Raw genomic sequence first — 24,948 nt, forward strand, 5'->3', positions numbered from 1 at the left:
CGGACCTCCGCTAACGGGCGGCCGGGTTAGCTTCTCGGGGGCGGCGGGTAACGCCGGACCGGGCCCGGCGTGAGCGCGATGCGGACCGGCCGTTACGGCACCGGCGGAGGCGGCTCCGCCGAAGTTGATGTTTACTCCTCGGGGGGTCGGGAACCCGCCGCCCGTGCGACGGGACCACGAGCGGGATCAGTGCAGGTCAGCCCGGGTTGACCCGGGTGCTGACCGCCTCCCGTCCGGCCTGTACGACGCGGTGCTGCTGGACCGGGACGGCACGCTCGTCGAGGACGTGCCGTACAACGGCGACCCGGAGAAGGTCCGGCCGCTGCCCGGCGCCCGGGAGGCGCTGGACCGGCTGCGTGCGGCCGGGCTGCGCCTGGCGGTGGTCAGCAACCAGTCCGGCCTGGCCCGGGGCTGCTTCACCGCCGACGACCTGCGCCGCGTCAACGCCCGGGTGGAGGAGCTGCTCGGCCCCTTCGACTGCTGGCAGATCTGCCCGCACGGCGAGCCGGACCGCTGCGCCTGCCGCAAGCCGGCCCCCGGGCTGGTGCACGCCGCCGCCCGGGCGCTCGGCACCACACCGGCCCGCTGCGTCCTGGTCGGCGACATCGGCGCCGACATGGCCGCCGCCGCGGCGGCCGGTGCCGCCGGCATCATGGTGCCCACCCCGGCCACGCGGGCCGCCGAGGTGGCCGCCGCGCCGACCGTCGCCGCCGACCTGCCGGACGCGGTGAGCACCATCCTCGGCCGGATGCGGCTGGTGACCGCGCCGGAGCCCGCGCCCCGGCGGGGCACCGTGCTGGTGGCACGCAGCGACGCGGCCGGCGACGTGCTGGTCACCGGCCCCGGGATCCGCGCGGTGGCGGCCGGGGCGGAACGGGTGGTGCTGCTCTGCGGGCCACGCGGCCGGGCTGCGGCGGAGCTGCTGCCCGGCATCGACGAGATCATCGAGTGGCCGCTGCCCTGGATCGACGCCCCGGCCCCGCCGGTCGACCCGGCCGGGATGCGTACCCTGGTCGACCGGCTCGCCGCGGTCCGCGCGGAGGAGGCGGTCGTCTTCACCTCCTTCCACCAGTCGGCGCTGCCGCTGGCGTTGCTGCTGCGGATGGCCGGGGTGCCGCGGATCAGCGCGATCAGTGACGACTACCCGGGTGCCCTGCTCGACGTGCGGCACCGGGTGCCCGTCGGGGTGCCCGAGCCGGAGCGGGCGCTGTCGCTGGCCGCGGCGGCCGGCTTCGCGCTGCCCGCCGGGGACGAGCCGGGGCTGCGGCTGCGCGCCGACCGGTTGCCGCCCGCGCCGGCCGCCGGCGAGCCGGGCTACGTGGTGCTGCACCCGGGCTCCTCCGTGGAGACCCGGGCCTGCCCGTTCGAGCTGGCCACCCGGATCGTCCGGGTGCTCAGCGCCGCCGGCTACCGGGTGGTCGTCACCGGCGGGCCCGACGAGCGGGAGCTGACCGCGCAGGTCGCCGCCGTGGGCGGTCTCGACCTCGGCGGGCGCACCGGACTCGGCGAACTGGCCGCGGTGGTGGCCCGGGCCGGCGCGCTGGTGGTCGGCAACACCGGGCCGGCGCATTTGGCGGCGGCGCTCGGGGTGCCGGTGGTCAGCCTCTTCGCCCCGACCGTCCCGTTCGGACAGTGGGGACCCTACCGGGTGCCCACCGTGCGGCTCGGCGACGCCGGGGCGGCCTGCCGGGACACCCGGGCCATGCGCTGCCCGGTCCCCGGCCACCCCTGCCTCTCCGCCGTCGAGCCGGGCCGGGTGCTGGAGGCGCTGCGGCTGCTCGGGGTGCCCGCCGACGCGCCGGAGCCGCTGGTCACCGTTCCCGGCGGGGTGGTCGGATGAACGTCCTGGTCTGGCACGTGCACGGGTCCTGGACCACGTCGTTCGTGCACGGCAAACACCGCTACCTGGTGCCGGTCACCCCGGACCGGGGCGCATACGGGCTGGGCCGGGCGCGGACCTACCCGTGGCCGGACAGCGCCGTCGAGGTGACCCCGGCGGAGCTGCGCCGCGCCGACGTGGACGTCGTGCTGCTCCAGCGGCCCGAGGAGTTCGACCTGGCCTGTGAGTGGCTGGGCCGGCGGGTCGGCCGGGACGTGCCGGCGATCTACGTCGAGCACAACACCCCGAAGGGCGACGTGCCGAACAGCCGGCACCCGATGGCCGACCGGGACGACCTGCTGCTCACCCATGTCACCGGATTCAACGAACTGTTCTGGGACAACGGCGGCACCCGGACCGCGGTGGTCGAGCACGGGGTGGTCGCCCCGGCCGTCGAGTGGACCGGCGAGCTGGACCGCCTCGCCGTGGTCATCAACGAGCCGGTGCGCCGCTGGCGGGTCACCGGCACCGACCTGCTGGCCCCTTTTGCCGAACTCGCCCCGCTGGACGTCTACGGCATGAAGGTGGCCGGGCTCGCCGACCACCTGGGCCTGCCCCCGGACCGGCTGACCAGCCACGACGACGTGCCGCAGCACGCCATGCACGCCGAGCTGGCGAAGCGGCGGGCGTACCTGCACCTGTGCCGGTGGACCTCGCTCGGGCTGAGCCTCGTCGAGGCCATGACCATGGGCATGCCGGTGGTCGCGCTGGCCACCACCGAGGCCGTGGAGGCGGTCCCGCCGTCCGCCGGCGCCCTCTCCACCCGGGTCGACGTGCTGGTCGACGCGGCCCGGGGCCTGCTGGACGACCCGGCGGCGGCCCGCCGGGCGGGCGCCGCAGCCCGGACCGCCGCCCGCGACCGCTACGGCCTGGAGCGGTTCCTCGCCGACTGGGACCGGCTGCTGGAGGAGGAAGTATGCGCATCGCGATGATCTCGGAGCACGCCAGCCCGCTCGCCGTCCTCGGCGGGGAGGACGCCGGCGGCCAGAACACGCATGTCGCGGAGCTTTCCGCCGCTCTCGCGGCCGCCGGTCACGACGTCCGGGTGTACACCCGGCTCGACGCGGTGGACCTGCCGGTGACGGTCCGCGCCCCGGACGGGTACGAGGTGGTGCACGTGCCCGCCGGGCCGGCCGAGCCGGTGGCCAAGGACGACCTGCTGCCGTACATGCCCGCCTTCGGGGAGTGGCTGGCCGAGCGGTGGCGCACCGGCGACTGGCAGCCCGAGGTGGTGCACGCGCACTTCTGGATGAGCGGCCTGGCCGGGCTGGCCGCCGCGCGGCGCACCGGGGTGCCGGTGGTGCAGACGTACCACGCGCTCGGCACGGTCAAGCGGCGGCACCAGGGCGCGCAGGACACCAGCCCACCGGGTCGGGTCGCACACGAGCGCCGGCTGGGCCGCTCCGTCGACCGGGTGGTCGCACAGTGCCAGGACGAGGTCGCCGAGCTGGTCCGGATGGGGGTGCCCCGGTCCCGGATGACCGTCGTGCCGTCCGGGGTGAACCTGTCCACCTTCGCGCCGCTCGGCCCGGTCGCCGACTCCGACGGCGCCCGGCCCCGGATCCTCACCGTCGGGCGGCTGGTCGAGCGCAAGGGCTTCCAGGACGTCATCCGGGCCACCGCGCTGGTGCCGGACGCCGAGTGCGTGGTGGTCGGCGGCCCGCCGGCCGGGCTGCTGGAGACCGACCCGTACGCGCGGCGGCTGCGCGCGCTCGCCGCGTCCCGCGGGATCGCCGACCGGGTGAAGCTGATCGGGGCGGTGCCTCGGGAGGAGATGGGGCGCTGGTACCGGTCGGCGGACGTGCTGGTCGCCGCCCCCTGGTACGAGCCGTTCGGGCTCACCCCGCTGGAGGCGATGGCCTGCGGCGTACCGGTGATCGGCACCGCCGTCGGCGGGCTGATCGACACGGTGGTGCCCGGCCGGACCGGTGACCTGGTGCCCGCCCGCGACCCGGCGGCCCTCGGCGCGGCGATCCGTGGGCTGCTCGGCGACCGGATCCGCCGGTTCGCCTACGCCACCGCGGCCCTGGAGCGGGCCCGCACCCGCTACTCCTGGTCCACCACGGCCGATCGGCTCGCCGAGCTGTATTCCGAGGTGGCCACCGTGCGTCGGCCCACCCGGGTGGTCGCCTGATGGCGGCGGGCACGCCGGCCGTCGGGGGGACGGTCCTGGAGGACCACCTGACCCGGCTGGCCGCCGCGCTGCTGCCGCTGCGCGACGCGGAGCAGTTGCTGGCCCGCTGGGGCGGGGAGCTGGCGCACCGGCTGGCCACCGGCGGGCGGCTGCTGGTGGCCGGCAACGGCGGCAGCGCCGCCGAAGCCCAGCACCTCACCGCCGAACTCGTCGGCAAGCTGCGCGACGACCGCGAACCACTGTCCGCCATCGCCCTGCACGCCGAGACCTCCGCCCTCACCGCCATCGGCAACGACTACGGCTACGACGAGGTCTTCGCCCGCCAGGTCCGCGCCCACGGCCGACCCGACGACATCCTCCTGCTCCTGTCCACCAGCGGCACCAGCACCAACCTGCTCACCGCCGCCCGCGCCGGACACGACACCGGCCTGCGCTGCTGGGCCTTCACCGGCCCCGCCCCCAACCCGCTCGCCGGGTCCTGCCACGAGACCCTCGCCATCGACTCGCCGGACAGCCAGGTCGTGCAGGAGCTGCACCTGGTCGCCACCCACGTGCTCTGCGAGTACGTCGACCGGGCGCTGCCGGCGGCGCTCGCCGCCCGCGCGGCGGACACGACGCCGGCCGACACGGTGCGCACCGGCGTCGAGGTGGTGCTCGGCGACGGCCCGGACGGGAAGGTGCAGGCCCGATGAGGAGGTCGAGCATGACGGGACCCGTGGTGGTGCTCGGTGACACGCTGCTGGACCGGGACGTCGAGGGGGTGGTGAACCGGCTCTGCCCGGACTCCCCGGTGCCGGTGCTCGAGGAGACCACGCACGTCGACCGCCCCGGCGGCGCCGGCCTCGCCGCCGTCTTCGCCGCCGCCCAGGGCGCCGAGGTCGCGCTGGTCACCGCGGTCGCCGACGACGCCGGCGGGGCGCGGCTGGGCACCCTGCTCGCCGCCGGCGGCGTGCAGTTGTACGCGCTGCCGCTGGCCGGGGCCACCCCGGAGAAGATCCGGCTGCGGGCCCGCGGCCGGGTGCTGCTGCGCCACGACCGGGGCGGGCCGGCCGGCGATCCGGGCGAGCCGAGCGAGGCGGTGCTGCGCCTGCTCGCCACCGCCTCGGCCGTGCTGGTCAGCGACTACGGCCGGGGCGTCGCCCGGCACCCGGCGCTGCGTGCCGCGCTCGCCGCGACCCGGGCGCCGGTGGTCTGGGACCCGCACCCGCGCGGCCCGGCCGCGGTCCCCGGGGTGAGCCTGGCCACCCCGAACGAGTCCGAGGCGCGTGAGCTGGCCAAGGCGCCGCCGGGCGCGTCCCGGCTGGTCACCGCGTCCCGGGGCGCGCAGGCGCTGCGCCGGCGCTGGCAGGCCGGCGCGGTGGCGGTGACCCTGGGCGGGGACGGCGCGCTGCTCTGCCACGCCGGCTCCACCCCGCTGGTGGTGCCCGCCCCGGCCGCCGAGGGGGACACGTGCGGGGCGGGGGACCGGTTCGCCGCGGCGGCCACCCTGGCCCTGGCCCGGGGCGCGCTGGTCTCCGAGGCGGTGCAGGAGGCGGTGGCCGAGGCGTCCGCGTACGTGGCCGGCGGGGGAGTGGCCGCCGCGCTGCCCGCCCCGGTGCGGACCGCCGCCCCGGCGGTGGTCGTCGGCGGCGGGGACCGGATCGGCGCCGCCGCGGCCGGCGAGGTGGTGTCCCGGGTACGCGCGGCCGGCGGCACGGTGGTCGCCACCGGCGGCTGCTTCGACCTGCTGCACGCCGGGCACGTGGCGACCCTCCAGGCGGCCCGGCAGCTCGGCGACTGCCTCGTGGTCTGCCTGAACTCCGACGCCAGCGTGGCCGGGCTGAAGGGGCCGGAGCGGCCGGTCGTGCCGCAGGGCGACCGGGGCCGGCTGCTCGCCGCGCTGGGCTGCGTCGACGCCGTGCTGATCTTCGACGAGCCCACCCCGCGCGCGGCGCTGTCGTGGCTGCGCCCGGACATCTGGGTCAAGGGCGGCGACTACGCCAGCGGCGGCGGCGCGGAGACGCTTCCCGAGGCGGAGATCCTGGCCCGCTGGGGCGGGCACACGGTGGTCGTGCCGTACCTGGACGGCCGGTCCACCACCGACATGATCGCGGCGGCCCGGGCCGGGCGCGGCACGGCGGGCTGGTCCGCCGCGTCGGGGCCGGCGGTCGTCCGGTCCACGGAGGGAGCACGATGAGCGAGCGCAGCGAGCGAATCATCCGGCTCAGCGCGGCCGAGCCTCGTGCCGCCGTCGACCGCGGGGAAGCGGCGGCATGAGCGGCAGTCCACCCGGGGCCGGCCCCACCGTCCTGGTCACCGGCGGATCGAGCGGGCTCGGCGCGGCGGTGGTCGCCGCGGTGGCCCGGGCCGGCGGCCGTCCCCTGGTGCTGGACCGGCAACGGCCCGCGGACGGGGTGCCCTGGGTCGAGTGCGACCTGGCCGACACCCGGTCCGCCGAGGCCGCCACCCGGGACCTCGCGGAACGCTCCGGGGGGCTGGACGCCGTGGTCACGGCGGCCGGCATGGACGTGCCGGGGAAGCTCATCGACGTGCCGGCGGAGACCTGGGAACGGATCGTCACGGTGGACCTGCTCGCCACCGCTGCCGTGATCCGGGCCGCGCTGCCCTACCTGGAGGCGTCCCGGGGCAACATCGTCACCGTCGCCTCCACGCTCGGCGTGAAGGCGGTCAGCGACGCGACCGCGTACTGCGCGGCGAAGTTCGGGGTGGTGGGCTTCACCCGGGCACTCGCCGCCGAGCTGGCCGGCGCGGTCGGGGTCACGCTGCTCATCCCGGGCGGCATGCGCACCGCCTTCTTCGACGAGCGGGACGCCCAGTACCGCCCCGGCCCGGACGCGGTGCTCAACGAGCCGGCCGACACCGCAGCCGCGGTGATGTTCGCGCTCGCCCAGCCGGCCGGCTGCGCGGTACGCGAGATGGTGGTCTGCGCGCAGCAGGAGTCCTCGTACCCGTGATCCTGGTGCTGCGGGCGCTCGGGGTCGGCGACCTGGCCACCGCGGTCCCGGCGCTGCGCGGCCTGCGGGCCGGCCTGCCGGGCCGGGAGTTGGTGCTGGCCGCGCCGGCCTGGCTCGCGCCGCTGGCCGAGCTGACCGGGGTGGTCGACCGGGTGCTGCCGACCGCCGGGCTGGTCGACCGGCCCGCGTGGCCCGGCCCGCCGCCGGAGGTGGCGGTCAACCTGCACGGGCGGGGACCGCGGTCGCACCGGATGCTCGCGGCCGCCCGGCCGGGCCGGCTGCTCGCCCACCGCAACGCCGAGGCCGGTCACCTCGCCGGCCCGGCCTGGGACGACGACGAGCACGAGGTGCGCCGCTGGTGCCGGCTGCTGCACTGGTACGGCCTCCCGGCCGACCCCGGTGACCTGGCGCTGCGCCGCCCGCCCGCCGCCGGCGTCCCGCCCGGGGCCACCGTGCTGCACCCCGGCAGCAAGGTCCCCGCGAAGCGCTGGCCGGCCGGCCGCTTCGCCGCGCTGGCCCGGATCCTCACCGCCCGGGGGCACCGGGTGGTGCTCACCGGCTCGACCGACGAGCGGGACCTGGCCGCCCGGGTGGCCCGGGACGCGGGGCTGCCCCCGGACGCGCTGCTCGCCGGCCGGACCGGCCTGGCCGAGCTGGCCGCGCTGGTGGCCGACGCCCGGCTGGTGGTCAGCGGGGACACCGGCATCGCCCACCTGGCCACCGGCTACGGCACCGCCTCGGTGGTGCTCTTCGGGCCGGTGCCGCCGGCGCACTGGGGCCCGCCGCCCGACCGGCCCCGGCACCGGGTGCTCGGGGTAACGCGCCGCGACGAGATCGACCGGGATTGGGCCGGTTCCGGCGGGGTAGGAGCCCACCCGACGTTGGCGGCCATCGATGTCGACGAGGTGGTGGCCGCCGTGGATGAGGCGGAACGGGCGGTGCGGGTCTCCGGTGCGATTGCGGCGTAGTGATCCGGGCAGGCCGGGGTACGGACGCCGGCGGCGCGGCAAGGGCTGGCTCTTCGTCGACGCGAAGGGCGAGCCGGTGCGCGACCCCGACGAGCTGGCCCGACTGCGCGACCTGGTCATCCCGCCGGCCTGGCAGGACGTGTGGATCTCGCCGCACCCGAACGGGCACATCCAGGCCACCGGGATCGACGCGGCCGGGCGCAAGCAGTACCTCTACCACCCGAAGTGGCGGGAGAAGCGGGACGAGGCCAAGTTCGACCACGTGCTGGAGGTGGCCCACCGGCTGCCCGTGCTGCGCGACCGGGTCGATCACGACCTCGCACTGCGTGGCCTGCGGCGGGAGCGGATCCTGGCCACCGTCGCCCGGCTGCTCGACATGGGCATGTTCCGCGTCGGCAGCGACCAGTACGCCACCGGCGAGGACGCCACCTTCGGCGTCTCCACCCTGCGTCCCGAGCACGCCCGCTCGCGCGGCGGCTGCGTGGTCTTCGAGTTCCCGGCGAAGGGCGGCATCGAGCAGGTGCGGCGGATCGAGGACCCGGAGCTGTGCCGGGTGCTGACCAACCTGCGCCGCCGGCGGCGGGCCGAGGAGCGCCTGTTCGGCTACTGGGACGGCCGCACCTGGCGGGACGTGCGCAGCGACGAAGTCAACGACTACCTGCGCGAGGCCAGCGGCGGGGAGATGACCGCGAAGGACTTCCGTACCTGGCACGCCACCGTGCTGGCCGCCACCGAGCTGGCCACGGTCGGCCCGCAGCGCTCCACGACGGCCCGCCGGCGGGCGGTGGCGGGGGTGATGCGCTCGGTCGCCGAGCTGCTCGGCAACACGCCCACCGTGGCCCGGACGTCCTACGTGGACCCGCGGATCGTCGACCTCTACCACGACGGGGTGCTGGCCCCGGTGCAGTCGGACATGCCGCGCGAGGCCGTGGAGAAGGCCGTCCTGGTGCTGCTGGAGGAGGAGGCGGGCTGACCGGCCCCGCCGTCGATCCTGGGGGGAAGCACGGCGGGGCCGGAAACCAGTGCGGGCCGTCGAAGGCGGCTGCCGCCCGGGGTGCCGTCACCGGGCGGCCGCCCGCGGCGGAACCGCCGCGGGCGCCTCGCCGCGGCCCCCCGATACATGTGGGCCGCGCCGGTCGCCCGGCTGCCGGCCCGCACTCAGTATGTCCGGCCCGAGTTGACTGCGGGCGCCGCCGTGTTGACGATCCGTGCCGCTTCCCGGTGGCGCGTCCGGTACGCCTGCGGGGTCTCCCCGTACGCGGCCCGGAACGCCCGGCTGAAGTGGGCCTTGTCCCGGAAGCCCCAGCGGCCGGCGACGAGCTGGATCGGCCGGTCGGCCAGCGCCGGGTCGGCGAGGTCCCGGCGACACCGCTCCAGCCGCTCGTCCCGGATGTACGCCGCCACGGTGGTCTCCTCGGCCTCGAAGAGCCGGTGCAGCGACCGGACCGAGACGTGGTGCGCGTCGGCGATCGACTGCGGGCTCAGCGCGGCGTCGCCGAGGTGCTGGCGGACGTGCGAGCGCACCTGGGCCAGCAGGGCCCGACGGCGTACCTCGGTGGGCACCGCGTCCTCGGAGACCAGGTGCCGGCCCAGCATGGTGGAGATCAGGTCGAGCCCGATGCCGCCCAGCCGCTCCGTGTCCGCCGCGTGGTACTGCTCGGGATGGTCGGTGAGCCGGATGAGGTAGTCGGCCAGCAGGGCCGCGATCCCCTCGGCGCCGGACATCCGACCGGCGAACAGCGGGGCGAGCCGGCGGTGGGCCAGCGGCAGCGCCTCGTACGGGATGAAGGCCACGATCGAGCTGACGGGCCGGTCCCCGTCGTCGCCGTGGTGGCTCAGCTCCTGCGGGCGGGCACAGTCGTAGAAGGTGAAGTCGCCGGCGGTGCAGATGCCGCGCTGCCCGTCCTGGTCCGCGATGCCGGTGCCGGCGAGGGTCAGCGCGAGCACGTAGTAGTCGGCGTCGGAGCGCTGGATCAGCTTCCGGCTCCGGACCCCGTCCAGCGAGGGGTAACGGTGGCGGACCAGCTGCATCGGGCCCAGGTCGAGGAACTCCGACCGCGCCACGAAGTTGTCGGCGTGCTCGGTGCGTACCCGCATGAGCCCGGGCGTGTCGGCGAGCATGTCCAGCCACAGCCCGAAACGGTCGGCGGCGGGCACCAGTTCCGTGTCGAAGATCTGCCGCTTCATTTCCGTGTCCATGCCCGACCCCCGTGGTTTGTCACCCTGCATGAAGCAGGACGCCCCACGAGGCCGGGAGTTGGCACCCGTGGGGCGTGACATTTCCGTCATTGACGGATGTGAGATCTTCTGTTAACAGTCCGGTCAGTCGTTGAGCACGTGCGCGAGCCGGTCCCGGAAGCGCCGCTCCGAGTCGCTCACCACGTCGCCGCCGAGGCCCAGGATGCCGCCCGTGGCCGCGGCGCCCACCACCTGCTCGGCGATCTCCACGAGCCAGTGCCGGTAGGCGCCCGCCTGTCCCTCGTCGATCTTGCTGGACAGCAGCACCGACGCCTGCCCGGCCCGGCCGAGTACGTCCTCGATCATGGCCTGGGGGTCGTCGGGGGTGATGACCGGCAGCTCCTCACCGGCCTCCGGGTCGCCCACCCGGGAGACGATCTCGCCGGCGACGGCGGCCACCAGCGGGCTGGCCGACTCGCGGCCCGCGGCGATCGTCTCCAGCCCGGCGGCGTTCTCGGCCATGGTGCGCCGGGTGCCGTCGGACTCGGCCGCGGCGGCCGCCGCGAGGACCGACTGCGGCAGACCGACCAGCAGCCCCCACTCCTCGTCGGAGAAACCGAACCCGGTGTACGCCGGCTGCTCGATCACGATCAAGCCCCTTTCGCCGTGGTCGTCGTTGTCGACGGGCGCCGCCACCGCGGCGCCCGGGTCAGGCTAGTCCAGCTCCAGCAGGCCCTGTTCGGACACCACGCGGACGGACAGCGTCTTGTAGCCCACCTCGTCGAAGAGCACCGTCATCCGGTCCTCCTCGTAGCTCAGCACCAGGCCGGCGCCCCACTCCGGGTGGCGCACCTGGCTGTGCACCGGGAACGGCCCCACCGCGCCGTCCGACGGGACGCTGGTGCCGGCGTGGCAGTTGTCGCAGTGCCCGCAGACCTCGCTCATCTGCTCGCCGAAGTACGCCAGCAGCGCCTGCCCCCGGCAGCCGGTGGTCTCCGCGAAGGCGCGCATCATGTCGGTCCGCGACCGGGTCACGGTCTGCTGCCGCTCCGCCTCGGCGAGCGCTGCCCGGCCGGACTCGGCGGCCGCCGGCGCGTACCGGGGGGCCGCGATCCGCTGCCGGGCCCGGGGTTCCGCGGCGCCCACCTGCTCCAGCAGGGACAGGTACTGGCCGAGCTTGCGCGGCCCGAGGCCGGTCACCTCCCGCAGCTCCTTCTTGGTGCGGGCCTGCTTGCGCAGCAGGGCGGCGAGTTCCGCCAGCTCGGTCTCGTCGGGCAGGCCCCCGCTGAAGTAGCGCTGGAGACCGACGTCCTCGGCGCGCCAGAGCAGCAGCACCCGGGCGGGCGCGCCGTCCCGGCCGGCCCGGCCGATCTCCTGGAAGTAGCTGTCCGGCGAGTCGGGCAGCGCCATGTGCACCACCCAGGCGATGTTCGGCTTGTCGATGCCCATGCCGAACGCCGAGGTGGCCACCATGATCGGCACCTGGTCGGCGAGGAACGCCTCGTGCAGCTCGTTGCGCGCGCCTGCCGGCATCCCGCCGTGGTAGTACTGCGCCGGGAAGCCGGCGTCGGTGAGGCGCTGGGCCAGCTCCTCGGCCGCCCGCCGGGTCGGCACGTAGATGATGCCGGGCCGCTCGTCGTCGCGGAGCAGCGTGAGCAGCCGCCGCCACCGGTAGTCGTCGGTGGGGCAGTGCGCCACCTCCAGGAAGAGGTTGGGCCGGTCCAGCCCGGACACCACCACCTCGGGGTCGCGCAGCCGCAGCCGGGCGACGATGTCGTCGCGGACCGGCGGGGAGGCGGTGGCGGTCAGCGCCACCACCGGCGGCCGGCCGATGCCCTCGATCAGGTGGCCGAGCGCCAGGTAGTCCGGGCGGAAGTCGTGCCCCCAGGCGGAGATGCAGTGCGCCTCGTCGATCGCGACCAGCGCCGGCTTGAGCGCGCGGACCTCGGCCAGCCGCTCCGGGTTGCTCAGCGCCTCCGGGGTGATGAACAGGAACTCGGCGCGACCCGCCCGGATCTCCTCGATCGCCTCGGCCTGCTGGGCCGCGCTCTCGTCGGAGCTGATCCGGACCGCCCGCAGCTCGGGCCGCTGCCGCTCGTTGAGCGCGGCGATCTGGTCCTGCTGGAGGGCGAGCAGCGGGGAGATGACCACCGTGGGGCCGGGAATCAGGCTGGCCGGGATCTGGTAGATCGCCGACTTGCCGGCGCCGGTGGGCAGCACCACCAGGGCGTCGCGGCGCTTCATGACCGCCCGCATGGCGGCCAGCTGGTTGGGCCGGAGGGCGGTCCAGCCGAAGAGGCTCTTGGCCGCGCGGCGCAGGGTCGTGGAGTGCGTGGTCAGTCTCATCAGTGGCCGCAGGTACCCCTGCCGATCACCGCCGAAACCGGGGGCGGTCGGCTCAGCGCAGCCGGGGGAGCACCTCGCGCTGGTAGAGGTCGAACAGGCCCTGCCAGTGCGGGCCGGTGTTGGCCACGTAGATCTCGTCGAACCCGGCCTTGGCGTACTTGTCGATCATCTCCAGGTGGGCGTCGGCGTCCTGGCCGCAGACGAACGACTCCTTCAGCATCTCCGGCTTGACCAACTGGGCGGCCTGCTCGAAGTGGCGCGGCGACGGGAGCACCTGGGACAGCTCGCCCGGCACGCCGGCGTTGGGCCACCGCTCGTACGCGATCCGCACGCCCTCGTCCTCGCTGTCGGCGTACGCGGCCTTGAACCCGGCCTGGCAGGGCTTGTCGCCGCCGCCGGAGTCGCGGAATCGGCGCACCATGTCGGCGTCGGGCATGGTGCTGACGTAGCCGTCGCCGATCCGGGCGGCCAGCTCGATCGACTTCGCGCCGAAGCCGGAGACGTAGATCGGCGGGGGAGTGTCGGGGCGGGTGTAGATCCGGGCGTGTTCCACGGTGTAGTGCCTGCCGTGGTGGTTGACGAAGTCGCCGCTCCACAGCTTCCGGATCACCTCGATCGCCTCCTCCAGCATCTCCAGCCGGACGTCGGCCTGCGGCCACGGGTCGCCGAAGATGTGCTCGTTCAGCGCCTCGCCGCTGCCCACCCCGAGCACGAAGCGCCCGGAGTGCAGCACCGCGCTGGTGGCCGCGGCCTGGGCGATCACCGCGGGGTGGATGCGGACGGTCGGGCAGGTGACCGCGGTGGTCACCGGCAGCCGGCAGACCTGGCTGAGGGCGCCGATGGTCGACCAGACGAAGGGGCTCTGGCCCTGCGCGTCGACCCAGGGGTGGTAGTGGTCGGAGATCCACAGTGCCTCGAAGCCGGCCCGCTCGGCGCCGCGCGCCTGTTCCAGCAGCTCCGCCGGGGTGTACTCCTCGCTGGACAGAAAGTAGCCGATCTTCATCGTGCCCCCTCGCCGCGTCCGGGTGCCGGGCGCATGCCCGGACAACGACAGCCCTACCCCGGGGAGACGGGATCCGAACGCGGCGGGTCAGCGGCGGAACATCGCCCGGATGGCGATCAGCAGGAACAGGCCGCCGACCACCAGGCCGAGCAGGCGTACGCCGGGGATGTCCGCGGCGCTGGTGGCGTCGGCGAGCAGCGCGGGAGGCATGCCCGCACTCTCCCACGGGCGGCCCGGCGGTGCCAGCCGCTAACAGTAAGGATTGTTGACTATTTCGCGACGCGGTGTGACCATGGCAGCACCGCCGGGCGGCGGGCCGTGGGGAAGACGGGGGTACGACAGCGCATGAGTGAGCGGACCGTGGGAGCGACCGGAGACCTGGCGGCCCTGGCGGCCGCCGTCCTGCAACCCGGGTTCGTCGGCACCACACCGCCGCCGTGGGTCTGCCGCTGGCTCGCCGAGGGGCTCGGGTCGGTGGTCCTCTTCGCCCGCAACGTCGTCGACCACGAGCAGGTCGCCGCGCTGACCGCGACCCTGCGCGCCGAGCGGCACGACGTGATCGTGGCCATCGACGAGGAGGCCGGTGACGTCACCCGGATCGAGTCGGCCCTTGGCAGCTCCCGGCCGGGCAACCTCGCCCTCGGCGCGGTCGACGACCCGGCCCTGACCGAGGAGGTCGCCCGCGACCTGGGCGCCGAGCTGGCCGCCGTGGGCGTCACGCTCAACTACGCCCCGGACGCCGACGTCAACTCCAACCCGGAGAACCCGGTGATCGGGGTCCGCTCGTTCGGCGCCGACCCGGCCCTCGTCGCCCGGCACACCGCCGCCTGGGTTCGCGGCCTCCAGGCCGGCGGCGTCGCGGCCTGCGCCAAGCACTTCCCCGGGCACGGCGACACCCGGGTCGACTCGCACCACGACCTGCCCCGCATCGGCGGTGACCGGGCCCGGCTGGACGCCGTCGAGCTGGCCCCGTTCCGGGCCGCGGTGGCGGCCGGGGCGCAGGCGGTGATGACGGGGCACCTGCTGGTGCCGGCGCTGGATCCGGAGCTGCCGGCCACGCTCAGCCCGCGCATCCTGGGCCGCCTGCTCCGTGAGGAGCTGGGCTTCGGGGGCGTGGTCGTCACCGACGCGGTGGAGATGCGGGCCGTGGCCGACCGGTACGGCTTCGCGGGGGCCGCGGTCCGCGCGCTCGCCGCCGGGGCGGACGCGATCTGCGTGGGCGGAGAGCGGGCCACCGAGGCCGACGCCCGCGAGCTGCGGGACGCCATCGTGGCCGCGGTCGTCGCCGGTGAGCTGCCCGAGGAGCGGCTGGCCGAGGCGGCGAAGCGGGTCGGGCAGCTGGCCGCCTGGACGGTCGCCGCCCGGGCCGGTCGATCCGGTGCCCGGCCCGGCGACGCCGGCTCGGCGATCGGCCTGGCCGCCGCGCGCCGGGCGCTGCGGGTGGTCGCCACCACGGGCGGGCTGCTGCCGCTGGCCGGCCCGGCCCACGTGGTGGAGTTCGCCCCGCCGCACAACCTGGCCATCGGCGACGAGACCCCGTGGGGGATCGCCGCGCCCCTGGCCGACCTGGCGCCCGGCACCACGACCGCCCGGTACGCCCGGGACGAGGTCCCCGCCGACCCGGCCGCCGGCACGGCCGGCCGCCCGCTGGTGCTGGTGGTCCGGGACCTGCACCGGCACGACTGGATGCGGGACGCGGTGTCCCGCGCCCTGGCCGCCCGCCCGGACGCCGTGGTGGTCGAGCTGGGCGTGCCCGAGCTGGTCACCGGTGCGGTGCACGTGGCCACCCACGGCGCGACCCGGGCCACCGCCGTCGCCGCGGCCGAACTGCTCGCCGGCACCCGCTGACCCGTACCCGGCCGGGCCGGGTCGGCGCGCGGTCAGGGCTCGGGGACCACCAGGTCGGCGTATTCGGGGTGGCGCTGGATGAACGCGGCCATGAACTCGCACTGCGTCACGATGCGGCCGCCGCGGTCGCGGATCTGGTCGAGCGTGCCCCGGATCAGCGCCGAGCCCACCCCCATGTTCTGGTAGCGCTCGTCCACCTGGGTGTGCGTGAAGACCAGCACCTCCCCGCGCGGCGTGTACGCGGCGGACCCGGCCAGCGCGTCGTCGACCAGGATCTCGAAGCGGCGCTTCGCGGGGTTCTCCTCGACCAGGAAGCTCACCCGGCCATTCTCTCCCCGGCAGCGGCCAGCCGGTCGAGTTCGGCCAGCAAGCGGTCCACCTCCTCGATCGTGTTGTAGTGGTAGACGCTGGCCCGGACCGCGCCGCCGCTGTCCCGCAGGCCCATCGTCCGGAAGTACTCGTAGGCGTAGTAGTCGCCCGAGGAGAGGCACACACCGGCCGCGCCGAGCGCCGCCGCGGTCTCGGCCGGGGTCGACCCGGCCACCCGGAACGACACCGTCGGGCAGCGCCGGGCCGGCGAGCCGACGAGGGTGACGGAGGGGCGGGCGGCCAGCCCGGCGAGCAGCCGCTCGAAGACGGCCTCCTCGTGGGTCTGGGCGGCGGCCAGCCCGGCCCGGAGCCGGTCCCGGCGGCTGCCGGTCGCCGCCGGGTCGAGGGTGGCCAGGTGGTCCACCGCCGCGACCACCCCGGCCAGCAGCGGGAAGCTCGGCGTGCCGTACTCGAACCGGTCCGGGACGGCGTCGGAGGAGGGGAGCAGCTTGGCCGGGCGCAGCGACGCCCAGCGGGCCGGGTCGGCGGCCATCGCGGCCAGGTGCGGCCCGGACCACTTGTAGGCGCTGGTCACCAGGAAGTCCGCGCCGAGCGAGGCCAGGTCGGTGGGGCCGTGGGGCACCGCGTGGACCCCGTCCACGCAGACCAGCGCGCCCGCCGCGTGCGCGGTCTTGGCGATCGCCGCCACGTCGGGCACGGTGCCGATCGCGTTGCTGCCGGCGGTCACCGCGACCAGCCGGGTGCGCTCGGTGACCAGGTCGGCGTACTGGCCGGCGGGCAGCTCCCCGGTCGCCGGGTCGAACTCGGCCCAGCGCACCGTCGCCCCGGCGGCCTCGGCCGCCTGCACCCAGGGCCGGACGTTGGCGTCGTGGTCCAGCCGGGAGACCACCACCTCGTCGCCCGGCCGCCAGCCCGCGCCGAGCGTCCGGGCCAGGGTGTACGTCAGCGCCGTGGCGCTCGGGCCCAGCACCACGCCGCCCGGTTCCGCACCGAGCAGGTCGGCCACCGCGGCACGGGCCGCGGCCACCAGGTCCAGCGACCGCCGGCCCGGTACGAACGCGGTGCTCCGGTTGCCGGTGGCGGCGGTCATGGCGGCGGTGACCGCCTCGATCACCGGCCGGGCGGTCTGCGTGCCGCCGGCGCCGTCGAAGTGGGCGAAGCCCTCGGTCAGGGCGGGGTAGGCGGCCCGGGCGCGGGCGATGTCGAAGGGCATGCCGGGACCCTAACCCTCGCCGGGACGATCACCGGTGGGTGGCGGTGTGGCCGTCGTCTCGTACCCTTGGCCGGGTGACGAACCGACGCGTTTCCCCCTCGCTGACCCCCACCCGCCGGGCCGCCGGCCTGCTGGCCGGCCTCGCGCTCGGTGCCGCGCTGCTGGCCGGTTGCAGTTCGGAGAACGCCTCCACCGACTGCGGCCTGGACGCCTGCACCGTCACCTTCGAGCGTGGCGTCGACGCCAGCGCCACCGTCCTCGGCGTCGAGGCCAAGCTGGTCGGGGCCGAGGGCGACCAGGTCACCGTCGAGGTGGCGGGGGAGCAGCTCTCGCTCACCGTCGGCCAGCAGGCCGCCCAGGCCGGCGGCTTCTCGGTGACCCTCGACAGCGTCACCGACCAGCAGGTCGTCGTCCGGGTGGCGCGCGACCCGAACAGCTGATCACCGCGCCGGGTGGCGGCGGCCGACGTTTGGAAATCTTCGCACCGGGAGATTGAGGCGCCATGTCTCTCACCCGGAACGCCGGAGCCGCCGCCGCCCAGGCCGCGAACAGCAGGTGGCTCGAACTGTTGACCCGGGCCGGCTTCATCGGCTACGGGATCGTGCACCTCCTCTTCGCCTGGCTGGCCCTGCAGATCGCGTTCGGCAGGTCGGGCGAGGAGGGCAACCAGAACGGCGCCCTGCGCACCCTCGGCGCCCAGCCGCTCGGCAAGTTCCTCCTGGTCGCCATCGCGATCGGGCTGTTCGCCATGGCCATCTGGCAGGCGTTCGAGGCGGTCATCGGCCACCGCTTCCTGCGCGGCAAGGAAAAGCTCTTCGAGCGGATCGCCTCCGTCGTCCGCGTGATCGTCTTCGTCTGGCTGGGTTGGACCGCCATCAAGGTCTTCCAGGACGCCAGCAGCAACGCCGCCGACCAGCAGCAGCAGTTCACCGAGAAGCTGATGGCCTCCGAGGGTGGCCGGTGGCTGGTCGGGCTGGCCGGGCTCGTGCTCGCCGCGGTCGGCATCGGCATGATGGTCTACGGGCTGAAGAAGAAGTTCGAGCGCAACCTCAAGACCGGCGAGATGAGCCCGAAGACGCACACCCTGACCCGCCGTCTCGGCATGGCCGGGTACGCCGCCCGGGGCGCGGTCTTCGCCGTCGCCGGGCTGCTGATCGTGACCGCCGCCGTGAAGTACGACCCGGAGAAGGCCCGCGGCCTGGACGCCGCCCTGCGCACCCTCCGGGACCAGTCGTACGGGCCGGTGCTGCTGACGCTCATGGCGCTCGGCATCGCCGCCTTCGGCGTCTACTGCTTCCTCCAGTCGCGCTACCGCCGGGTGTGATCCTGGTCGATACGCGGTAGTCCGGGCACCATTGGGCCTTTGCCCGATTCGCACCCGGCCGGAGGGAGAGAAAGAACGTGCAGTCCTACCTCGTGACCGCCGTCGCCGCGCTCGCCGCGGCGGCGGTCGCGCTGTTGCTGGTGGAGGTGGTGCACCGGGTCACCCGCCGGCTCGGCCGCCGCTCGCTGCTGATGACCGAGCTGACCGATCACTCGCACCGCTCGTTCCAGGTGGCCGCGACCGTGCTGGCCGTGCAGCTCGCCGTCCGGTTCAGCACCGGGTACGCGATCGGCAGCCCCTGGCGGAAGCTCGTCCTGCACGCCCTGGTGCTCGCCCTGATCGCCACCACCGCCTGGCTGGTCGCCTCGCTGCTGGTGGTGGCGGAGGACACCGCGCTGGCCCGGTTCCGGGTGGACGTGCCGAACAACCGGCACGCCCGGCGGGTGCGTACGCAGGTGGTGCTGTTGCGCCGGCTCACCATCGCGGTGATCGTGGTGCTGGCCCTCGGCGTGATGCTGATGACCTTCCCCGCGGTCCGCGGCATCGGCGCCGGCGTGCTGACCAGCGCCGGTGTGGTCGGTGTGGTCGCCGCGCTGGCCGCGCAGAGCCTGCTGGGCAACGTCTTCGCCGGCCTCCAGCTCGCCTTCAGCGACGCCGTGCGCCTCGACGACGTGGTGGTGGTCGAGGGGGAGTGGGGCCGGGTCGAGGAGCTGACCCTCAGCTACGTGGTGGTGCAGGTCTGGGACGATCGCCGCCTGATCCTGCCGACCTCCTACTTCACCAGCACCCCGTTCCAGAACTGGACCCGCACCGAGGCGGCGGTGCTCGGCACCGCCGAGTTCGACCTGGACTGGGCCATCCCGGTGCAGGCCATGCGGGAGGAGCTGCGGCGGCTCTGCGAGGGCACCGAACTCTGGGACGGCCGGGTCTGCGTGCTGCAGGTGACCGACGCCACCGGCGGCCTGGTCAAGGTCCGGGCCCTGGTCAGCGCGGCCGACGCCGGCAGCCTGTGGGACCTGCGCTGCCTGGTGCGCGAGCACCTGGTCGCCTGGGTACGCGACCAGCGCCCCACCGCCCTGCCCCGGCTGCGCGCCGAGGTGGGCGACACCACCGGCCCGCTGCCCTGGCAGGCGGTGCAGCCGCGCCGGCCGGCCCGCCGGCTGCCCGACACGGAGGTTCCCGACGACGCGCGGGTCTTCGGCGGCAGCGACGACGGCGAGGCCCGCAGCGAGGTGTTCGTCGGCCGTGAGGACCACGCCGACGCCCGCCGCTGACCCCGTACCCGTTCCGGAGCCCCGGCCGCCCGCTCGTGACCTCCGCCCCGGCCCGCCCGTTGATCTGCCGGATGCCGGTGCAGCCGCGGTAGGTGGGGCCGTCCGCGTTTGATCGGCCCGTTCCGGGGGACCTGCTGCGCACGCCCCGGATCCGGCCGCCGCCCGGCGGCCGGGCGAGGACATGGTGTGCGGCCGGGTTGCCGGCCGCTCCGCGCAGGATTGACGGGCGGCGACTCCGGGCATACAGCGCGGTGATGATGAAAGGAGGACAGCATGGCTGACGTCGCGAGTCGCAGCGCGTCCCGGACCGGGCAGGAGCCGTCCACCGCGGAACTGGTGCAGCGGGCCACCGAACAGGTCACCCGCCTGGTGCGGGACGAGCTGGCGCTGGCCCGGGCGGAACTGACCCAGAAGGGCAAGCACGCCGGGATCGGGATCGGTCTGTTCGGCGGCGGCGGGGTGATGGCCCTCTACGGCGCCGGCGCGCTGGTCGCCACCGTGATCCTGCTGCTGGATCTGGTTATGCCGGCGTGGCTCGCCGCGCTGATCGTGGCGGTCGGGCTCTTCCTGCTCGCCGGCATCCTGGCGCTGGTCGGCAAGAAGCAGGTCAGCCGTGCCGTCCCGCCGGTACCGGAGGCGGCGGTCCGCAGCGTCCGGGCGGACGTGGACACCGTCACCGCCGCGGTGAAGGACGGGAGGCGGGCATGACCGGCAACGGGACCGGGGACGTGGCGGCGCTCCGGGAGGAGATCCGCCGGACCCGGGTGGAGCTGGGTGAGACGATGGAGCTGCTGGCCGCCAGGGCCGACGTCAAGGCTTTGGTCCGGCACTCCGCCGAGCAGGCGAAGACGCGGGTGCGCCAGCAGGCGGCGCTGACCGTGGCCCGGGTGCGCGGGCAGGCGGCGGGGAAGGCCCGGCTGGTCCGGGCGCAGGCGTACGAGAAGGGCGGGGCGGTCGGGCGCCACCCGGTGCCGTGGGCGGCCGTGGCGGCCGGCGCCGTGGCCACCGCGGTGGTGCTGCTGATCGTCCGTGGGAGGCGCAGGTGAGCAAGGGCATCGGCAGGGTTGTCTACAAGCCGGTCGGGGTGCTGATGGGTCTGGCCGCCGGCACCGTCGCCGGGGTCATCTTCCGGCAGGTCTGGAAGATGACGGCCGGCGACGGCGACGCGCCCAGCGCCACCGACGAGGACCGCCGCTGGGGCGAGATCCTCGCCGCCGCGGCGTTGCAGGGGGCGATCTTCGCGGTCGTCCGGGCCGCCGTGGACCGCGGCGGGGCGGTCGGCGTACGCCGGCTCACCGGCCGTTGGCCCGACTGATTCCATACGCACGAAAGGCCCCTTTCCACCTTGATGGACAGGGGCCTTTCGCCTGGCCCGAACAGCCCGGCCAGTGGATCTGCCGCACCCGTCAGGTCACATGTCGGAGAATTTCGTCGGGTAGACTGTGCGAAGTTTTTGCGTACGTGGTTTGCTGTCTCACGCTGTTGAGAGACGCGTGGGTTGAGAGAAGTCTCCTTCACCGGGGGCCGCCTCAGGCACCGCTGCTCGAAAACGGCCAATCGGCCGCACGGCGTGCTCGGCCGCCAGTTTTAGAAGGAGATACACATGGCGCAGGGAACCGTGAAGTGGTTCAACGCTGACAAGGGCTTCGGCTTCATCACCGTCGACGGCGGGGGTGCTGACGTGTTCGTCCACTTCTCGGCCATCCAGTCCAGCGGCTACCGCAGCCTGGAGGAGAACCAGCGGGTGGAGTTCGAGATCGCCCAGGGTCAGAAGGGTCCGCAGGCCGAGCAGGTCCGCCCCATCTGAGCTACGGAGCGCCGGCCGCGCCGGCCGGTGCGCAGAAGCCCCGCGTCCCTTCCGGGAGGCGGGGCTTTTCCGCACTGTGGACGTCTGCGCGAGTTCGGCCGGGCGTCTGCCGGGATTCAGCCGCGCCGGCGCCGGGCCCGCATGCCGAACCAGAGCGCGACGAGTCCGATGAGGACGAGCACCGGACCGGCGACCGCCCAGATCCGTTGGTCGGTCAGCGCGCTGTCCTCGACGTAGCCCAGGCCCGTCACGGTCCACAGGGCACCGAGCACCACGGCCAGCAGCCCCACGGTGAGCCGGAACCAGCCCCTCATCGTTCCCCCTCCGCCGACGCACACCCGGCTCCAGCATGCCCGCGGGCGCGGGTCCGCGGCGACGCCGCGCCGGCGGGCCGCCGGTCCGGGGTCACCACCGGTCGTGCACCTGCGGCCGGATCAGCTCGTCGTAGGTGGCGCGGACGGCGGCCAGCTCCACCTCGGTCAGCGGCGGCAGGCCGGCCGCGGCGGCGTTGCGCCGGGCCTGCTCGGCGTTGCGGGCGCCCGGGATGACCACGGTGACGCCGGGCTGGTCGAGGATCCAGCGGAGCGCGAACTGGGCCATCGTCCGGCCCTCGCCGACCAGCGGCGCGAGCCGGCGCACGGCGGACAGGCCGAGGTCGTAGTCGACGCCGGAGAAGGTCTCACCGACGTCGAAGGACTCACCGTGCCGGTTGAACGTGCGGTGGTCGTCCGGCGGGAAGGTGGTGTGCTCGTCGTAGCGGCCGGAGAGCAGGCCGCTCGCGAGGGGCACCCGGGCGATGATGCCGACCCCCGCCTTGGCGGCCTCGGGCAGCACCCGCTCCAGGGGCTTGTGCCGCACCGCGTTGAGGATGATCTGCACGCTGGCCACGCCGGGGCGGGCGATGGCGGTGAGCGCCTGGTCGCAGGTCTCGACGCTGACCCCGTACCCGGCGATCCGCTCCTCGGCGACCAGGGTGTCCAGCGCGTCGAAGACCCGGTCGTCGGCGAAGACCGCGGTGGGCGGGCAGTGCAGCTGCACCAGGTCGAGGGTGTCCACGCCGAGGTTCGCCCGGGACCGGTCGGTCCAGGCCCGGAAGTTGTCCAGGGTGTACGCCTCCGGCGCCTGCGGCACCCGCCGGCCCATCTTGGTGGCCACGGTCAGCCCGTGCCCGGGGTGCGCGTGCAGGAACCGGCCGATCAACTGCTCGCTGCGGCCGTCGCCGTACACGTCGGCGGTGTCCAGGAAGCTGACCCCGGCGTCGACGGCGGCGCCCAGCACGTCGAGGGCGGCGCCCTCGCTGACCTCGCCCCAGTCCGCGCCGAGCTGCCAGGCGCCGAGTCCGATGATGCCGACGTGCCGGCCGAGCCGGTCGAAGCTGCGCTGTTCCACCCGGTCGAGCCTAGTGAGCCGCTTGCCGGGACGCCCGTCGGGCCGTACGGTCTAGCAAGACGTACGTACGGTTTGGAGGCTGTCATGTGGGACCCGAGCACCTACCTGCGCTACGGCGACGAGCGCTCCCGCCCCTTCCACGACCTGCTCGCCCGGGTCCCGGCGGAGCGGCCCCGCGCGGTCGTCGACCTCGGCTGCGGCCCGGGCACCCTGACCGCGACCCTCGCCGGCCGCTGGCCGGACAGCCGGATCGCCGGCCTGGACTCCTCCGCCGAGATGATCGCGCGGGCCCGCGCCCTGCCACGGGTCCGCAGCCTGGCCGGGGCCGGCGTCCTGGCCGAGCCGGTCTCCTTCTCGGTCGGAGACGTGCGCGACTGGCGTCCGGAGCCCGACGTCGACGTGGTCGTCTGCAACGCGGTGCTCCAGTGGGTGCCCGGCCATCAGGAACTGCTCACCCGCTGGGCCGCCGCGCTGCCGGCCGGCGGCTGGCTGGCGTTCCAGGTGCCGGGGAACTTCGCCGCCCCGTCGCACCGGGCGCTGCGCGAGGTGGCCGGGCGGGACCGGTGGCGGGACACCCTCGCCCCGCTGCTGCGCGAGGCCCCCGTCGAGGACCCGGTCGACTACGCCGCGCTGCTGGTCGGTGGGGGCTGCGCCGTCGACGCCTGGGAGACTACCTACGTGCACCTGCTCCCGGCCGCCGGCGCCGACCATCCGGTACTGGCCTGGATGGAGGGGACGGCGCTGCGCCCGGTCCGCGCCGCGCTCGACGCCGCCGGCTGGGCCGACTTCCGCGTCGAGCTGGGGGTACGCCTCGTCGAGGCGTACCCGGTGCGGCAGGGTCAGGTGTACTTCCCGTTCCGCCGGATCTTCGTGGTGGCCCGCACCGGCGCCCGCGCAGAGGAGAACCTGTGACCGACCTGCCCACCTTCATCGCCGGACTGCCCAAGGTGGAGCTGCACGTGCACCACGTCGGCTCCGCCTCGCCCCGGATCGTGGCCGAGCTGGCCGCCCGGCACGAGGGGCGCAGCCCCGTCCCGGCCGACCCGGAGGCGCTCGCCGACTACTTCGCGTTCCGCGACTTCGCCCACTTCATCGACGTCTACCTCAGCGTGGTGGACCTGATCCGGGACGCCGACGACGTCTGGCTGCTCACCCACGAGGTGGCCCGGGAACTGGCCCGCCAGCAGGTCCGGTACGCCGAGCTGACCGTCACGCCGTACTCCCACGTGCACCGGGGGATTCCGGCGCCGGCGTTCTGCGAGGCGATCGAGGACGCCCGCAAGCGGGCCGAGGCCGACTTCGGCATCGCGCTGCGCTGGTGCTTCGACATCCCCGGGGAGGCCGGCCTGCCGGCCGCCGAGCAGACCCTGCGGATCGCCCTCGACGAGCGGCCGGACGGGCTGATCAGCTTCGGCCTGGGCGGCCCGGAGATCGGGGTGCCGCGGCCGCAGTTCAAGCCGTACTTCGACCAGGCCCGCGCGGCCGGTCTGCGGTCGGTCCCGCACGCCGGCGAGACCACCGGTCCGGAGACGGTCTGGGACGCGCTGCGTGAGCTGGGCGCCGAGCGCATCGGGCACGGCATCTCCGCCGTCCTCGACCCGGCGCTGCTCGCCCACCTGGCCGAGCGGCGGATCCCGCTGGAGGTGTGCCCCACCTCCAACGTGCGGACCCGGGCGGTGGCGACCATCGAGGAGCACCCGCTGCCGCAGCTCGTCGAGGCGGGCGTGCTGGTCACCGTCAACTCCGATGACCCGCCGATGTTCGGCACCACGCTCAACGACGAGTACGCCGTGGCGGCCCGGCTGCTGCGCCTCGACCCGGCCGGGGTGGCCGCGCTGGCCCGCGACGCGGTCACCGCCGCGTTCCTGGAGCCGGGGGAGCAGGCCCGGATCAGCGGTGAGATTGACGCGTACCTGGCGGCCGCGACGCGCTGAGCGGGCGGGACGGCACCGGCCGCCGGGACACCCGCAGCGGCCGGCGCCGTCCGACCAGGGCCAGCCCGAACCCGACCACCGCGGCCATCGCGACGGCGGCACCGGGCACGGGGTCGGCGGACCGGCCGGGGCCGTCCGCGAGCACCGGGTCCTGCCAGGCGGCGAGCGTGAGGGCGACGCCGAGGCTGATCACGGCGGCCCAGCGGAGCAGGCGGCGGACGGTCGGCGTCATCACGGTCACCTCACGCCCGGGGTGCGGCTCGACGGGGGAAGCGGCGCGCGGCGGGAGCGAGGTGTGGGGGGACCGAACTCCCGCCGCGCGCACTGCTCCGCCGACCGGAGGTGTTACGGGGCGTCCCCGGCCGAC

The 24,948-nt window shown here is 75.2% G+C and carries 28 protein-coding genes; 18 read left to right on the forward strand and 10 right to left on the reverse strand.

The features are described from left to right. Positions 1-127: 127 nt before the first annotated feature. The 8 genes from ACFYPD_RS19535 (at position 128) to ACFYPD_RS19570 (ending at position 8,908) form a co-directional block, all read left to right on the forward strand. Positions 128-1,840 carry an HAD-IIIA family hydrolase gene (locus ACFYPD_RS19535; RefSeq protein WP_387115131.1) on the forward strand — a complete coding sequence of 571 codons (1,713 nt, stop codon included), beginning with the start codon at positions 128-130 and terminating at the stop codon, positions 1,838-1,840. Then, a complete protein-coding gene (locus ACFYPD_RS19540; protein WP_387115134.1) occupies positions 1,837-2,811 on the forward strand; it encodes a glycosyltransferase in 975 nt (324 codons plus the stop codon). The genes ACFYPD_RS19535 and ACFYPD_RS19540 overlap by 4 nt, the downstream gene beginning before the upstream one ends. Beyond that, positions 2,796-4,013, forward strand: a complete 1,218-nt coding sequence (locus ACFYPD_RS19545) for a glycosyltransferase (protein ID WP_387115137.1) — start codon at positions 2,796-2,798, stop codon at positions 4,011-4,013. Before ACFYPD_RS19540 ends, ACFYPD_RS19545 begins: the two co-directional genes overlap by 16 nt. After that, the gene (locus ACFYPD_RS19550) at positions 4,013-4,705 is read left to right on the forward strand and encodes an SIS domain-containing protein (protein ID WP_387115140.1); all 693 of its coding nucleotides are present in this window, start codon (positions 4,013-4,015) and stop codon (positions 4,703-4,705) included. The genes ACFYPD_RS19545 and ACFYPD_RS19550 overlap by 1 nt, the downstream gene beginning before the upstream one ends. Positions 4,706-4,716: 11 nt before the next feature. After that, positions 4,717-6,189: a PfkB family carbohydrate kinase gene (locus tag ACFYPD_RS19555; protein WP_387115143.1), complete on the forward strand. Its 1,473-nt coding sequence runs from the start codon at positions 4,717-4,719 to the stop codon at positions 6,187-6,189. 76 nt (positions 6,190-6,265) lie between these two features. Next, on the forward strand, positions 6,266-6,967 hold the full coding sequence (locus ACFYPD_RS19560) for an SDR family oxidoreductase (RefSeq protein WP_387115146.1): 702 nt from the start codon (positions 6,266-6,268) through the stop codon (positions 6,965-6,967). Then, positions 6,964-7,935, forward strand: a complete 972-nt coding sequence (locus tag ACFYPD_RS19565) for a glycosyltransferase family 9 protein (RefSeq protein WP_387115149.1) — start codon at positions 6,964-6,966, stop codon at positions 7,933-7,935. The genes ACFYPD_RS19560 and ACFYPD_RS19565 overlap by 4 nt, the downstream gene beginning before the upstream one ends. Beyond that, positions 7,919-8,908, forward strand: a complete 990-nt coding sequence (locus ACFYPD_RS19570) for a DNA topoisomerase IB (RefSeq protein ID WP_387115152.1) — start codon at positions 7,919-7,921, stop codon at positions 8,906-8,908. The genes ACFYPD_RS19565 and ACFYPD_RS19570 overlap by 17 nt, the downstream gene beginning before the upstream one ends. A gap of 185 nt (positions 8,909-9,093) precedes the next feature. Here ACFYPD_RS19570 and ACFYPD_RS19575 read toward each other — a convergent pair whose 3' ends face one another. The 5 genes from ACFYPD_RS19575 to ACFYPD_RS19595 all read right to left on the reverse strand — a co-directional run bounded on the left by ACFYPD_RS19575 (position 9,094) and on the right by ACFYPD_RS19595 (position 13,672). Continuing rightward, positions 9,094-10,134 (reverse strand): helix-turn-helix domain-containing protein, encoded by a 1,041-nt coding sequence (locus tag ACFYPD_RS19575; protein ID WP_387115154.1) that lies wholly within the window; start codon positions 10,132-10,134, stop codon positions 9,094-9,096. A 123-nt stretch (positions 10,135-10,257) separates the two neighbouring features. Continuing rightward, on the reverse strand, positions 10,258-10,761 hold the full coding sequence (locus ACFYPD_RS19580; RefSeq protein WP_387115157.1) for a hypothetical protein: 504 nt from the start codon (positions 10,759-10,761) through the stop codon (positions 10,258-10,260). A gap of 66 nt (positions 10,762-10,827) precedes the next feature. Beyond that, on the reverse strand, positions 10,828-12,459 hold the full coding sequence (locus tag ACFYPD_RS19585; RefSeq protein ID WP_387115160.1) for a RecQ family ATP-dependent DNA helicase: 1,632 nt from the start codon (positions 12,457-12,459) through the stop codon (positions 10,828-10,830). A gap of 52 nt (positions 12,460-12,511) precedes the next feature. Further along, positions 12,512-13,462 (reverse strand): TIGR03557 family F420-dependent LLM class oxidoreductase, encoded by a 951-nt coding sequence (locus tag ACFYPD_RS19590; RefSeq protein WP_387115162.1) that lies wholly within the window; start codon positions 13,460-13,462, stop codon positions 12,512-12,514. An 87-nt stretch (positions 13,463-13,549) separates the two neighbouring features. Continuing rightward, positions 13,550-13,672: a hypothetical protein gene (locus ACFYPD_RS19595; protein ID WP_255474570.1), complete on the reverse strand. Its 123-nt coding sequence runs from the start codon at positions 13,670-13,672 to the stop codon at positions 13,550-13,552. A gap of 135 nt (positions 13,673-13,807) precedes the next feature. Between ACFYPD_RS19595 and ACFYPD_RS19600 the strand changes: the two genes are divergently transcribed. Beyond that, the gene (locus ACFYPD_RS19600; RefSeq protein WP_387115165.1) at positions 13,808-15,310 is read left to right on the forward strand and encodes a glycoside hydrolase family 3 protein; all 1,503 of its coding nucleotides are present in this window, start codon (positions 13,808-13,810) and stop codon (positions 15,308-15,310) included. Between the two features lie 32 nt (positions 15,311-15,342). On the opposite strand, the gene ACFYPD_RS19605 is transcribed toward ACFYPD_RS19600, so the two are convergent. Beyond that, the gene (locus ACFYPD_RS19605) at positions 15,343-15,630 is read right to left on the reverse strand and encodes a GNAT family N-acetyltransferase (RefSeq protein ID WP_387115167.1); all 288 of its coding nucleotides are present in this window, start codon (positions 15,628-15,630) and stop codon (positions 15,343-15,345) included. Further along, a complete protein-coding gene (locus ACFYPD_RS19610; RefSeq protein ID WP_387115170.1) occupies positions 15,627-16,853 on the reverse strand; it encodes a cysteine desulfurase-like protein in 1,227 nt (408 codons plus the stop codon). The genes ACFYPD_RS19605 and ACFYPD_RS19610 overlap by 4 nt, the downstream gene beginning before the upstream one ends. Positions 16,854-16,927: 74 nt before the next feature. Here ACFYPD_RS19610 and ACFYPD_RS19615 point away from each other — a divergent pair, with 74 nt between their 5' ends. The 7 genes from ACFYPD_RS19615 (at position 16,928) to ACFYPD_RS19645 (ending at position 21,258) form a co-directional block, all read left to right on the forward strand. Then, positions 16,928-17,293 carry a hypothetical protein gene (locus tag ACFYPD_RS19615; RefSeq protein WP_387115173.1) on the forward strand — a complete coding sequence of 122 codons (366 nt, stop codon included), beginning with the start codon at positions 16,928-16,930 and terminating at the stop codon, positions 17,291-17,293. A gap of 62 nt (positions 17,294-17,355) precedes the next feature. Beyond that, a complete protein-coding gene (locus ACFYPD_RS19620; RefSeq protein ID WP_387115175.1) occupies positions 17,356-18,177 on the forward strand; it encodes a DUF1206 domain-containing protein in 822 nt (273 codons plus the stop codon). 77 nt (positions 18,178-18,254) lie between these two features. Beyond that, positions 18,255-19,451, forward strand: a complete 1,197-nt coding sequence (locus tag ACFYPD_RS19625; protein ID WP_387115178.1) for a mechanosensitive ion channel family protein — start codon at positions 18,255-18,257, stop codon at positions 19,449-19,451. 273 nt (positions 19,452-19,724) lie between these two features. Continuing rightward, positions 19,725-20,159 (forward strand): phage holin family protein, encoded by a 435-nt coding sequence (locus ACFYPD_RS19630; RefSeq protein ID WP_387115181.1) that lies wholly within the window; start codon positions 19,725-19,727, stop codon positions 20,157-20,159. Continuing rightward, a complete protein-coding gene (locus tag ACFYPD_RS19635) occupies positions 20,156-20,497 on the forward strand; it encodes a DUF3618 domain-containing protein (RefSeq protein ID WP_387115183.1) in 342 nt (113 codons plus the stop codon). Before ACFYPD_RS19630 ends, ACFYPD_RS19635 begins: the two co-directional genes overlap by 4 nt. Next, on the forward strand, positions 20,494-20,766 hold the full coding sequence (locus ACFYPD_RS19640; protein WP_355056391.1) for a DUF4235 domain-containing protein: 273 nt from the start codon (positions 20,494-20,496) through the stop codon (positions 20,764-20,766). The genes ACFYPD_RS19635 and ACFYPD_RS19640 overlap by 4 nt, the downstream gene beginning before the upstream one ends. 288 nt (positions 20,767-21,054) lie before the next feature. Further along, a complete protein-coding gene (locus ACFYPD_RS19645) occupies positions 21,055-21,258 on the forward strand; it encodes a cold-shock protein (RefSeq protein WP_088962828.1) in 204 nt (67 codons plus the stop codon). 116 nt (positions 21,259-21,374) lie between these two features. On the opposite strand, the gene ACFYPD_RS19650 is transcribed toward ACFYPD_RS19645, so the two are convergent. Together ACFYPD_RS19650 and ACFYPD_RS19655 are read right to left on the reverse strand one after the other, a co-directional pair. Further along, on the reverse strand, positions 21,375-21,572 hold the full coding sequence (locus ACFYPD_RS19650) for a hypothetical protein (protein ID WP_387115186.1): 198 nt from the start codon (positions 21,570-21,572) through the stop codon (positions 21,375-21,377). 91 nt (positions 21,573-21,663) lie between these two features. Beyond that, on the reverse strand, positions 21,664-22,647 hold the full coding sequence (locus ACFYPD_RS19655) for an aldo/keto reductase (protein WP_387115189.1): 984 nt from the start codon (positions 22,645-22,647) through the stop codon (positions 21,664-21,666). An 84-nt stretch (positions 22,648-22,731) separates the two neighbouring features. Here ACFYPD_RS19655 and ACFYPD_RS19660 point away from each other — a divergent pair, with 84 nt between their 5' ends. Further along, the gene (locus ACFYPD_RS19660; RefSeq protein ID WP_387115192.1) at positions 22,732-23,559 is read left to right on the forward strand and encodes a trans-aconitate 2-methyltransferase; all 828 of its coding nucleotides are present in this window, start codon (positions 22,732-22,734) and stop codon (positions 23,557-23,559) included. Then, positions 23,556-24,581: an adenosine deaminase gene (locus tag ACFYPD_RS19665; RefSeq protein WP_387115195.1), complete on the forward strand. Its 1,026-nt coding sequence runs from the start codon at positions 23,556-23,558 to the stop codon at positions 24,579-24,581. Before ACFYPD_RS19660 ends, ACFYPD_RS19665 begins: the two co-directional genes overlap by 4 nt. Here the strand turns inward: ACFYPD_RS19665 and ACFYPD_RS19670 are convergent. Beyond that, complete coding sequence (locus tag ACFYPD_RS19670) at positions 24,538-24,813, reverse strand: hypothetical protein (RefSeq protein WP_387115199.1); 276 nt, start codon at positions 24,811-24,813, stop codon at positions 24,538-24,540. The two genes, ACFYPD_RS19665 and ACFYPD_RS19670, sit on opposite strands and share 44 nt — an antisense overlap. Positions 24,814-24,948 lie beyond the last annotated feature (135 nt).

This window comes from Micromonospora sp. NPDC005299, from assembly GCF_042872345.1.
In the GTDB taxonomy this organism is placed as follows: Bacteria; Actinomycetota; Actinomycetes; order Mycobacteriales; family Micromonosporaceae; genus Micromonospora.

Coding starts and splice junctions, on each gene's coding strand:
- ACFYPD_RS19535 (WP_387115131.1), top strand. CDS start 128: ATGTTTACTCCTCGGGGGGTCGGGAACCCGCCGCCCGTGCGACGGGAC.
- ACFYPD_RS19540 (WP_387115134.1), top strand. CDS start 1,837: ATGAACGTCCTGGTCTGGCACGTGCACGGGTCCTGGACCACGTCGTTC.
- ACFYPD_RS19545 (WP_387115137.1), top strand. CDS start 2,796: ATGCGCATCGCGATGATCTCGGAGCACGCCAGCCCGCTCGCCGTCCTC.
- ACFYPD_RS19550 (WP_387115140.1), top strand. CDS start 4,013: ATGGCGGCGGGCACGCCGGCCGTCGGGGGGACGGTCCTGGAGGACCAC.
- ACFYPD_RS19555 (WP_387115143.1), top strand. CDS start 4,717: ATGACGGGACCCGTGGTGGTGCTCGGTGACACGCTGCTGGACCGGGAC.
- ACFYPD_RS19560 (WP_387115146.1), top strand. CDS start 6,266: ATGAGCGGCAGTCCACCCGGGGCCGGCCCCACCGTCCTGGTCACCGGC.
- ACFYPD_RS19575 (WP_387115154.1), bottom strand. CDS start 10,134: ATGGACACGGAAATGAAGCGGCAGATCTTCGACACGGAACTGGTGCCC.
- ACFYPD_RS19585 (WP_387115160.1), bottom strand. CDS start 12,459: ATGAGACTGACCACGCACTCCACGACCCTGCGCCGCGCGGCCAAGAGC.
- ACFYPD_RS19590 (WP_387115162.1), bottom strand. CDS start 13,462: ATGAAGATCGGCTACTTTCTGTCCAGCGAGGAGTACACCCCGGCGGAG.
- ACFYPD_RS19595 (WP_255474570.1), bottom strand. CDS start 13,672: ATGCCTCCCGCGCTGCTCGCCGACGCCACCAGCGCCGCGGACATCCCC.
- ACFYPD_RS19600 (WP_387115165.1), top strand. CDS start 13,808: ATGAGTGAGCGGACCGTGGGAGCGACCGGAGACCTGGCGGCCCTGGCG.
- ACFYPD_RS19610 (WP_387115170.1), bottom strand. CDS start 16,853: ATGCCCTTCGACATCGCCCGCGCCCGGGCCGCCTACCCCGCCCTGACC.
- ACFYPD_RS19620 (WP_387115175.1), top strand. CDS start 17,356: ATGTCTCTCACCCGGAACGCCGGAGCCGCCGCCGCCCAGGCCGCGAAC.
- ACFYPD_RS19630 (WP_387115181.1), top strand. CDS start 19,725: ATGGCTGACGTCGCGAGTCGCAGCGCGTCCCGGACCGGGCAGGAGCCG.
- ACFYPD_RS19635 (WP_387115183.1), top strand. CDS start 20,156: ATGACCGGCAACGGGACCGGGGACGTGGCGGCGCTCCGGGAGGAGATC.
- ACFYPD_RS19645 (WP_088962828.1), top strand. CDS start 21,055: ATGGCGCAGGGAACCGTGAAGTGGTTCAACGCTGACAAGGGCTTCGGC.
- ACFYPD_RS19650 (WP_387115186.1), bottom strand. CDS start 21,572: ATGAGGGGCTGGTTCCGGCTCACCGTGGGGCTGCTGGCCGTGGTGCTC.
- ACFYPD_RS19660 (WP_387115192.1), top strand. CDS start 22,732: ATGTGGGACCCGAGCACCTACCTGCGCTACGGCGACGAGCGCTCCCGC.
- ACFYPD_RS19670 (WP_387115199.1), bottom strand. CDS start 24,813: ATGACGCCGACCGTCCGCCGCCTGCTCCGCTGGGCCGCCGTGATCAGC.